Below are 9,255 nucleotides of genomic sequence, written 5' to 3'. Positions count from 1 at the left end.
CGAGATCAGGCCCGGAGCCCGACGCACACGTTCGAGTAGATGGTGCTTCCCGCTGGCGGCGAGCTTGCCCTCGAGCACCAGGTCCTCGACGAAATGCCCGACGACCGATGCCTTGCCCGGCGCAGTGACGATCACCAGACGTTCCGCGCCTGCTTGCGCCGCTTCGCTGGCGACCAGCTCGATCCCGGGTGTATCGACCACGGGGAGCAACTCTTTCGGAACCGTCTTGGTGGCCGGGAGGAAACGAGTCCCCATTCCGGCAGCCGGAACCACAGCAGTCTTGAAAGGCCGTTCAGCGCACCCAGTCATCGTTCACCTCTCCGCTCACGCGATGTTTCACACACTTACCGTTACGCGCATGCAGCGGTCGTCCCCTCATTTCGACGACCGAAGCTCACACCGCATGTACAGCCTGCGCACAAGGTCTACCGGGCGGCCGATGCCGCCGCAAGTTGACTCGAACTCGGAATTCGTTGCGCGCGAGAGCTACACACCACCCCTCGATGTCACTTCCACGAGGGGCGCGCCGCACTCCGCGCACTACCCGTTACCGCGGCGAACGGTTGTGATCGTATTTCGACGTTGACCACGGCGGGACGTAGCAACTGACCAAAGAGACAGGTACGACACAACTTCCGAACTCAGCGCCTCAACCGGACCGTCCCCAGCCGACCCGGACGTAGGTCCTGGAGGCGTCGCATCGATGGTCCCGTGCGACTTCACCAGCCTTCAAGTTCGGTTATCCACAGGTGAATGCCACTGAATACCATTGAATACGAACGAAATACGATCATCACGCCGCAACACCAGGTTCAGGTTGTTATCAAATCGTGACCATACTCCCACTGGGCGGAACTCCCAGTGGACTACTCGCAGTGTCCTAACTTGCCAGTGAAGCAATTACGTCGAAGAGTGGATCGTCAGGCCCGATATCCATCGTGCATTCGTTCGGCCGTGGATCCGGCACGAATGCCCACAGGAGAGCTCCGGCCGTACCGGCCACCTTCTGCCCCGTCAGCTTCGTCTCGATATTCGTGGCTCTGGTCGCCAGTGATTCACAACTGCCTGCCAATTCGCCTGTCTCGGCGACCAACAACGGCTTCCCGACGTTCGCGGCCTGTTCGATGCGACGCGCCAGTCCGTTCCACTGGTCGCCCGGAAGCGGAACCCCGTCTGCTCCGTAGTCGTGATACTGCAGAACGTCGACGAAGTCGGACTCGCTCACGTACTGGTAGTCGTCACCCGCAGTGCCGCACTGACCGCCCCCGACGTATCCGGCCGTGATCAGGGTGTTCGGATCGATCGCCCGAAGTTCGGCGCCTGCCGTGTCGAAGAACTCCCGCAACACCTGCGCGGAATCAGACGGGCACGTTCTTGTCCACCAATTGCAGGCGGCATCGGTACACAGGCTCGGTTCCGGCTCCCCCACCAATTCCCACGCCGCGACGGAAGGCTCGTTCTTCCAACGGTCGACGGCGGTGTGCATCCAGTCCTGGAAGCTCATGGTGGCTCGACCTGGGATCAGGTTCGCGACCTTCCACTCGTCGGTGTACCAGTCCCTGGATTTGAACAGCCCGTCATCACACCCGCTGTCCTGGGGTGAGAGCACCGGAATCGTGAACTGATTGTGTCGCGCCGCAGCGTCGAACACCGCGTCCATCGGGCCGAAATCCATCTCCCCGGACACCTTGTTCACCGCGAGCGCCTGGAACGCGTTGAAACGCGTGACGGAGTTCGGTGGCAGAGAACCGAAGTAGGCATCGAGATCGACCATGGCGCCACAGCCGAAGTTCACCGACCAATCAGTGGCCAGTTGATAAGCATTCAGCCCGGTAGGCCACCATGGCTGTCCGTCGAGCGTCAGTCCGCTCGACGACGCTCCCACCCGAACCGTCTTGGGCGAATCGGCAACCACCGGCGTCGTGAACATTCCTGTCACCACCGCGACGGTTGCAAAGCTGACTACAGCGGCAGCGATACGTCGACGCACTGTGCCAGGCACACGCGGACGCACTTCTTCAGAAGACATCTACAACCATCCACGTCATACGGACAATCCTCCCACACGAATTGCCTCATCGACCCGTTTGCCGTTCACCGGTGACGCGATACAAACGCCAGGCCGAAGGGTCCATGCCGCCGTCGTTGGGAACCTCGAGTACCAGCGCTCCCACACCGCCGGCCCCGGTGTCGTACATCGTCGGATAGCGCCGATTGACCGCGTCCGACACACCGCGACCGGTGTTCGGCACCGACAGGATGTATTCGACGTGATGTTCGGCGGGGTTGTTCAGTACGCGCACGAAGTCCGCATCGGAAGGCACGACGAATTGCCGAGGATTGTTCGACGACGCCACGACGGCATAGCTCTGCACGGTGTCGAGCAGAACCGACCCCTCCGGCAGAGCCAAGTCGTCCAGGTATCTGGCGATGCGACGCTCGGCCGCAAACGTGCGCAGATTCGTCTGCTCCTCCAGGTTCTGCCGGCCCGGAATGATCGCACTGGCAATGGAATGCTCGAGCACTGCGATCCGCGCATTACCCATCGCGACAAACGTGACCAGCGTCGACCCGACCAGCAAGCACAGAGAGATCACAAGGGGCAGAGAGGGCCCCGACTGCTCGGGGTACGTCGATACCGAGCGTGACGCAGCAGCCCCCGGTCGACGCGTGACGACCGGCGCACCGCGAGGTGCGATCAGGACGACCAACACGAAACACAGCGGAATGATCGAAATGTAGAAGCGCAGAAGGGGAAACGTCGATCCCATCACGTAGAGCAAGGTTTGGGCACCGAGGATGGCGCCGAACAACACAAGAGGCACGACCACTTCGGTGTCGCGCCGCCGAAGTGCGTAGATGATTGCAAGGACCGCGAGCACCGGGAGCGCCGGGCCGAGTACGGCCATTTCGGTAATCGAGAACGCAAGACGGGCGATCGGTGAGTCGGTTCCGGCACCAGCCTGCTCCAGGATGGAACTGTTCCCGTAGACCGACGAGAACTGTTGGAACGCTTGACCTGTGATGAGCCAACTGGCAAACGACCACAAGGCTAGGGCAAGGAATCCCGGCATCAGCACTACGGCACCGTCGAGGGCTGCTGCCCAGAGCCGCAAGCCAGGCCCCGCGCCCTCGCCGCGCTCCTCAGCAGTCGGACGGAAACGAAGCCAACTCACCACGGTCACCAGCATCACCGCGACGAACAGCGGGGCCAATGCGTCGTATCTGGTGAGGTACGCCAGAGCGAAAGCGAGGCCGGCACCGATGAGGTCGTGTACGTCGTCGCTTCGCATCCACCGAATCAATCGACGTGTCGCCCACAGAACGAAGAAGAGGAACGGAGCTTCGCTCATTCCGCTCGCCGCGTACATGACGATCATCGGGTTGACAGCGAACAGCACGGTCAGGACGACGGTGACCCATCGCGCACACCCACGGTCGCGGCTGATCCCACGTACCTGAATCACAGCACCAGCCATGAAGGCCGCGGACATCACGACCGCAGTGATGTTCCACCGCAGCAGATCCGGCCACCAATGACCCATCAGGCCCATCGGAATCTGGACTGCCGCCGTCAACGGGGTGAACACGAACCCGATCGCCGCGAAGTGCGGATCACGGCTGAGCAACATCGCCGACACCGCGGCGACGCGGCTGAGCGAATCGGTGAAGATGAACCCGATACCCGCGTTCATCCACACGCCCAACGCGGTGTAGATCGCGAAGAGCGCGACGAACATCCGCCATGGCTTGCGGCCCGGTAGATCGTGGACCGCGACGGACAGGGCCGGGCGATCGGTGACGGTCACTGTCCGCGACGCCGAGCCACGAGCACACCACCGACGGCAACAGCGATCAGAACCACGGTCCCGAATCCGATCCAGCCGATCGTGACCGCGCTCAGTCCGGTCTCCTCTTCGGCCGAGGTCGCGGTGCCCAACGGGGCGACGTTGACTCCGACATCGAAGGGCTCACTTCCCCGAGGCGCGACCAGGAGATCGCCGGTCAGTTCTGCGAACCGGTCCTTCCCACCTTCCAACCAGTTGAGCAGACCGTCGGCATCGGCCGCATCACCCTCAGAGGTCAGCGCCACCACTTCGTTGCGCGAACCCGAAACCACCTGCAAGGCACCGTATTGTCCACCGAATTCCAGACCCTGCAAGCGCAGGAGCCCTTGATCTGCTGTGTCCATGGGTAGAGCCACCGGAGTGGGAAGCTTCCCGTCCGCCGCGATCAACAACGCCGGCAGCGAACTGGTCGCCGCGTCGCCGAACGGGAGCACACGCGGTTGCAGCGGCAGATAGCTCAACCGCTGCATCGCGACAACGAGGCGCTGCGCGCGAACGAGATCTGCGAAATCACCGTGACTCAAACCGACATCGAGTGTGGGCAGCATCGACTGCGGTAATGCCTGGAATCCTCCAGGCGTCGGCGGGAATCCGGTAGTGGACGTGATGGTGCTTGCCGGATCGACAGTGAGCGAAGACGGGCTACTGGTGCCGCATTGGAAGTCGCCGGTCACATCCATCGAGACTTCGAAGGTCAGGTCGCGACGCAGGAGTTCGTTCGGAACATCGACGCCGATGTCGAAGCGCCCTGTCTCGTTCACCGTCTGCGAAGCAAGCCGTGAGTCCCCCAGCGAAATCGACAGTTCTCCGTTGCGTGAATTCGGCAGCGGTACATAGGAACCGATCATTCGGATCGACACGTCCTTCATCGGACGCCCCAGTTGCGACTGGCTGAACGGGACGTCGACCTCGATGTGATTGAGACCGGAAGCCGTCAACGTTCCGAGCTTCAGCTCACCGACGGTGATGGCGTCCTGGGAAATCTGGGCAACTGTGTTGTCCGGTGACGCGAGCGCCCTGCTCGCCGCCCAGTAGCCGTCGAAGTTCGCCGCCAACAGACTGACCTGAGGAACGAGGGTCTTGTCGTCCCCTGAAATTCGCAGCACTGGTGCACCATTCGGAGCAGCCGCGAGATCGATGCCGGCGTCCCCACTGTTGCCGAGTACTACAGCTCTCTCGAACAGTCCCGGCTCAGCGGACGGCAGACTCTGGCCGTTCGGCAGTTGTTCCACCACCACGGCGTCAGGCTGACTTCCGTACTTGTTGACAATCGCTGCACTCAGCTGCAGAGCCGCACTCTGCTGTGACCGTGACGAACCATCCGTGACGTAGATGGTTGCCTTCCTCAAAATCGGCGGAAAGAAGGTTGCAACAGTCGTGGGCTGCTGCTCGGCACCGTCGTAGGCGACAAAGGCATCCCGGAGCGCAAGGGGCTGGTATCTCGTTCGGTCGTAGCAGCGGTCGTCGACGGGAACGAGGTGAGCGATCATCGACACGGTCACGCTCCGGTCGACCACTTCGAGACCTTGCAACGGAACCGAAATCGGTAGGCCGGTTCCGGCCTGCCCGGCGTCGAAGTCGACGCGGCTCACCAATCTGCCGTCCGCAGTCACTTCGAGCCAACCCCTACTGAAGTCGGTCGGGGCAGTCAGGATTCCGGTCACGGCTGTTGCGGTGAGTCCGTCCGGCACCGGCACGGTCACCAAGACGGGTGCGTCATCGGAGGAGAACACGATGTCTGTTCCTCGTCCGAGTTCGGTGAAGGAGATCGGAGTTGTGGCTGCGGCGGCCACCGAAGTATCTGCGTCGTCCTCGAAATCCTGGGCGGAGGCGACACTGCCGAGCGGAAGCAACAAAGTGACCGCGACAGCCACCGGCATTGCCAGCGCGCGCGTCAGCCAGGTTCGAGAGTGGCCCATCAGCGTGTCTCCTCGACATTTCTTGTTTCCGCGCAATCACCAAACACAAATCACGAGTAGCAATCTCGCCAGTTCGCGACGGTCGCAGGTCCGATCGCACCGTTACGGACAAACAAACCATAACGACCAATTTATGCGTTTGGCTAATTATCCCGGCGGGCGAGACTTTTGTTACGGCATGTCACATGATTAGCAATCACCACCACTGGGAAGTCGAAAGACGCCACTGAAAAGCCCGTCAATACGCCTGAACGTCCGTCCAGTCCGGGCGCTTCACGGGCGGAGAATTCTCAGATAAAGGAAGCTGTGACGATCAATTCGATCATCCCCGCCGGCAAGAGTGCGATCGGGAAGCTGGTCGGTGCGCCGTTCCACTTCGCATCATCGCTGCGCATGGCCAGGGTTTTTCACCCTCACGGGATCGAGCTGAAGGGAACATTGAAGCCGGCCACCCCATGGTGGCCGGTATCGGAGTCGTCGACGATTACCGTCACCGCTCGAATGTCGAAAGCCCTCGGAACACCCGGAGACCTACCCGACGTACTCGGCCTGGCGCTTCGGTTGCACGATGTCGGCGCAGATGAAAACCCGTGGGACATTCTTCTCGCAACATCAGGACTTTCTACCTTCTCGAAAATGTTTCCAGCTCCGGCTTTCTCGTGGAACGGCGCGAGATACAGCACACTGGTTCCTTACTCACGCGCGGGCGGTGCCGCGGCGTGGCTGATCGTGACACCGCGCGGTGTCCATCCGGCCGGCACTTCTTTGTCTGCATTGAAAGCTGCGGTCGATCATTCCCCGCTGCACTTCTCCGTGTACCTCGCGAGAATTCAACTTCAGTTGATACCGATCGGGCATCTCTGTCTCGACGAAGTCGAGGACCACCCGGATTGCCTCCAGCCGTCCTTCGATCCGATTCTGAACACACCGGCCCACATGCGCATGCTTCCGGAGTGGCTCGCAGAAACGCGCAAGTTCGCGTATCGCGGTAGCCGCAACGGCCGGGGAGGCACACAAAAGCGCGGTTGACCGGACGTGCCGATCAACCGCGCTGAAGCTCACTCAGCTTGTGAACTTGTCCTTGATATCCGAGACCTTGTCACTGACAGTGTCTCCGGCCTTCTTGACCTTCGCCTCGCCCTGATCGGCAACACCCTCGGCAGCCAGATCATCGTTGCCCGTGGCGTTTCCGAACTTTTCCTTCGCCTCGCCGATGAGATCCTCAGCGCGGTGCTTTGCCTTGTCGATGAAGTCAGACATGTATTTCTCCTTCTTGGGTTCGGTCGTGCGTTCGGCCGTGGAATTCGGTCGTGGATTCAGTCGAACTCGAACTGCGTGGACAAATGTGTCAGCGTTTTCCGGTGACTGCCTTGACCAGGAACAGCAAGATGACAGCGCCGAGGAGGCAAGTGAGGAAGCTGAAGATCCAACCCGCGCCCTCGACATCGACGCCGAAGACTCGAAGCAGGAAACCACCGATCAGGCCGCCGATCACACCGACAACGATGTTGAGGAAGATCCCCTGCTGCGCATCGGTTTTCATGATCTTGCTGCCGATCCAACCCGCTAGTCCACCGATGATGATCCAGGCGATGATTCCGAGTGAGAGCATTGTGACTCCTTGAGGTAAGGGACGGCGCAATGAGAGACTGCCGGTGAAGGGAGAGTTCCGAGCGATCGGCCCGCGCAACTAGACCGTGATCGCGGGTTGTGTTTGCACACAACCGGACTCTCCGCCGCACGACGCGGGGGATCGTGCACTCAGTAGCAGCCACATTGTCTGCTTACCTTTCTATCAGGTGTTCACGACAGAACCAAAATGACTGGCGATTCACCACATACGAGAAACGACACTCACCGACGCGCACATGATCAGCGTCACTACGATCGCGATCGCCATCGAAGTGACGGTCGCAAGGAGCACCGTGACGCACAGTGCCACAGCAACATCCATGACTCTGTGCACGATCGGGAGGTCTACCAATACCCGGCCGTCGGGAGGCTCAAACCTCGATTGATCAGAGAGTTCTCGGCTCATCGCGTTTCGCGCTTTCCACGGCGATGTGAGTTCTGGTCGCGACGGATGGATCACCGACCACCGCAGCGACTTGATCCCCCGTGTCAGTGACGCGAGAAATCAACTCGGACAACGTTTCCGATCCGGATACGACGCTACGTCTCAATGTCACTCGCAAATCGATCGTGCGAACTCCACGATCGAGCAACGCTTTTCCTCGGACACGCGACACTTCGTCGAAGTCCTCCAGTGATGCGCTCGCCCCTTCCGCCACCGCACCCAGATCCGCGGTGATGGAATTGTGCGAGTTCGACCCAGGGACCGTGATCTCCTTCACCCGACGCAGCGGCACATGCGCGATCAACCACCGCAACGCGAGGAGGACTAGCAATACTCCCCCAGCTCCGACAGCCCATGGCCACCACGAGTGATCGACAAGATCTTCAGCCCACGGGATCTCGATACGCGCCGGGAAATCCTTGATCACGTCGCGATTCCACAGGATCGCTGCAACTCCCACCGCTATCGCGAGCATCCCCACGACGCATGTCGCCACGCGATCCATCGCCGTCGCCGTCCGAGTCATGACAGCGATCCCGTCTGGATACGAACCTTGATTCGCGGCGATGGTGACAGCGACCCGGCCAAGTCCCCCAGCACCGCACGGATTTCCGATTCAGCGGTGGCGGCTCCATCGGGCGTGACCGAGGCCTTCACTTCCAGCTTGCGCCGGGTCGCGTGTGACGAAGCGGATCGAACCTGGGCCAGTGACTCGACGCGAACAGACGCTATCGCCGCTACATCGGCGGGATCGATCCACGTATTCGCGACTCCGACCAAGGCATTGGCAGTCTTTCGTCGCGGTTTGAGTCCGAGGATGACGAACCACAGGCCGAGAACGACGGCTGCGATCCCCGCCGGGAACATCCAACCCTGGTACGCGAGCCCGTCCACATATGCGGCAGCACTTGGTATCCACTGCGACCCGGTGATCACGCCGGTATCCACCAGCGCGTCGCGGACGCCGACCACGCCGAGCGCAAGTAGCGCCGCGGCGATGAGGAATCCCGTGACGGCCGATCCGGGCGCCGCAAGGGGAACAGGAGCAGCAGCCCTCGAGGCAGTGGGTGGTGCGACCTTGTCGGCGGTCATCGCACTTTCCTTCCCGCGTCACGCGTGGTCGATGCCAAGAGAACGCTCACGATCGCCACGTCCACGCCGTCTACGTCCAGGCCCGATACAGACTGCAACTGGGTTGTCACGTTCTCTCGCACCGCGGTACCGATGACCGACAAGGATCCGGGCCACTCGATCGCGATGTCCACCTTGGCCCGTACCCGCTTGCCGGATACCAGCACTCGCGCCCTCGGCAGTTCACGCCCGGTCAGTTTGTCCATGCCGCCGGCGTGATGACGCACCCCCGGGGTCCCGCGCGTCGCCTCGAGAACCAACTTCTGCGCGACTCTGTCTC

11 protein-coding genes are annotated in these 9,255 nt (G+C 61.4%); 1 reads left to right on the top strand and 10 read right to left on the bottom strand.

Annotated features, from left to right (window positions below; genetic code table 11):
* The 4 genes from A2J01_RS30505 to A2J01_RS30490 all read right to left on the bottom strand — a co-directional run.
* Positions 1-309, bottom strand: a 309-nt coding sequence (locus tag A2J01_RS30505; protein WP_269455346.1) for a sugar phosphate nucleotidyltransferase, incomplete at its 3' end; no start/stop codon positions are given.
* Between the two features lie 571 nt (positions 310-880).
* Positions 881-2,029 (bottom strand): cellulase family glycosylhydrolase, encoded by a 1,149-nt coding sequence (locus A2J01_RS30500; RefSeq protein ID WP_054187559.1) that lies wholly within the window; start codon positions 2,027-2,029, stop codon positions 881-883.
* Positions 2,030-2,075: 46 nt separating this feature from the next.
* Positions 2,076-3,809, bottom strand: a complete 1,734-nt coding sequence (locus A2J01_RS30495; protein WP_064114230.1) for an ABC transporter — start codon at positions 3,807-3,809, stop codon at positions 2,076-2,078.
* Positions 3,806-5,767, bottom strand: a complete 1,962-nt coding sequence (locus A2J01_RS30490) for a hypothetical protein (protein ID WP_064114229.1) — start codon at positions 5,765-5,767, stop codon at positions 3,806-3,808. The genes A2J01_RS30495 and A2J01_RS30490 overlap by 4 nt, the downstream gene beginning before the upstream one ends.
* Positions 5,768-6,073: 306 nt before the next feature.
* On the opposite strand from A2J01_RS30490, the gene A2J01_RS30485 reads away from it, so the two are divergent.
* A complete protein-coding gene (locus tag A2J01_RS30485) occupies positions 6,074-6,796 on the top strand; it encodes a hypothetical protein (RefSeq protein ID WP_003943634.1) in 723 nt (240 codons plus the stop codon).
* A 33-nt stretch (positions 6,797-6,829) separates the two neighbouring features.
* Here A2J01_RS30485 and A2J01_RS30480 read toward each other — a convergent pair whose 3' ends face one another.
* The 6 genes from A2J01_RS30480 to A2J01_RS30460 all read right to left on the bottom strand — a co-directional run.
* Entirely contained in the window at positions 6,830-7,027 is a 198-nt protein-coding gene (locus A2J01_RS30480) for a CsbD family protein (RefSeq protein ID WP_007726588.1), read from the bottom strand.
* 88 nt (positions 7,028-7,115) lie between these two features.
* The gene (locus A2J01_RS30475) at positions 7,116-7,379 is read right to left on the bottom strand and encodes a GlsB/YeaQ/YmgE family stress response membrane protein (RefSeq protein WP_047890188.1); all 264 of its coding nucleotides are present in this window, start codon (positions 7,377-7,379) and stop codon (positions 7,116-7,118) included.
* Positions 7,380-7,598: 219 nt separating this feature from the next.
* Positions 7,599-7,721, bottom strand: a complete 123-nt coding sequence (locus A2J01_RS37260) for a hypothetical protein (RefSeq protein ID WP_003943707.1) — start codon at positions 7,719-7,721, stop codon at positions 7,599-7,601.
* A gap of 64 nt (positions 7,722-7,785) precedes the next feature.
* Positions 7,786-8,370 (bottom strand): hypothetical protein, encoded by a 585-nt coding sequence (locus A2J01_RS30470; protein WP_054187562.1) that lies wholly within the window; start codon positions 8,368-8,370, stop codon positions 7,786-7,788.
* Positions 8,367-8,936 (bottom strand): DUF6286 domain-containing protein, encoded by a 570-nt coding sequence (locus A2J01_RS30465; RefSeq protein WP_054187563.1) that lies wholly within the window; start codon positions 8,934-8,936, stop codon positions 8,367-8,369. Before A2J01_RS30465 ends, A2J01_RS30470 begins: the two co-directional genes overlap by 4 nt.
* The coding region (locus A2J01_RS30460) for an Asp23/Gls24 family envelope stress response protein (RefSeq protein WP_064114228.1) at positions 8,933-9,255 on the bottom strand (323 nt) is incomplete at its 5' end. The genes A2J01_RS30460 and A2J01_RS30465, both read right to left, overlap by 4 nt.

This window comes from Rhodococcus sp. EPR-134 (assembly GCF_001647205.1).
Taxonomy (GTDB): Bacteria; Actinomycetota; Actinomycetes; order Mycobacteriales; family Mycobacteriaceae; genus Rhodococcus_F; species Rhodococcus_F qingshengii.
Note: the sequence above shows the minus strand (reverse complement) of the source record. Positions and strands in the feature narration are given on the sequence as shown.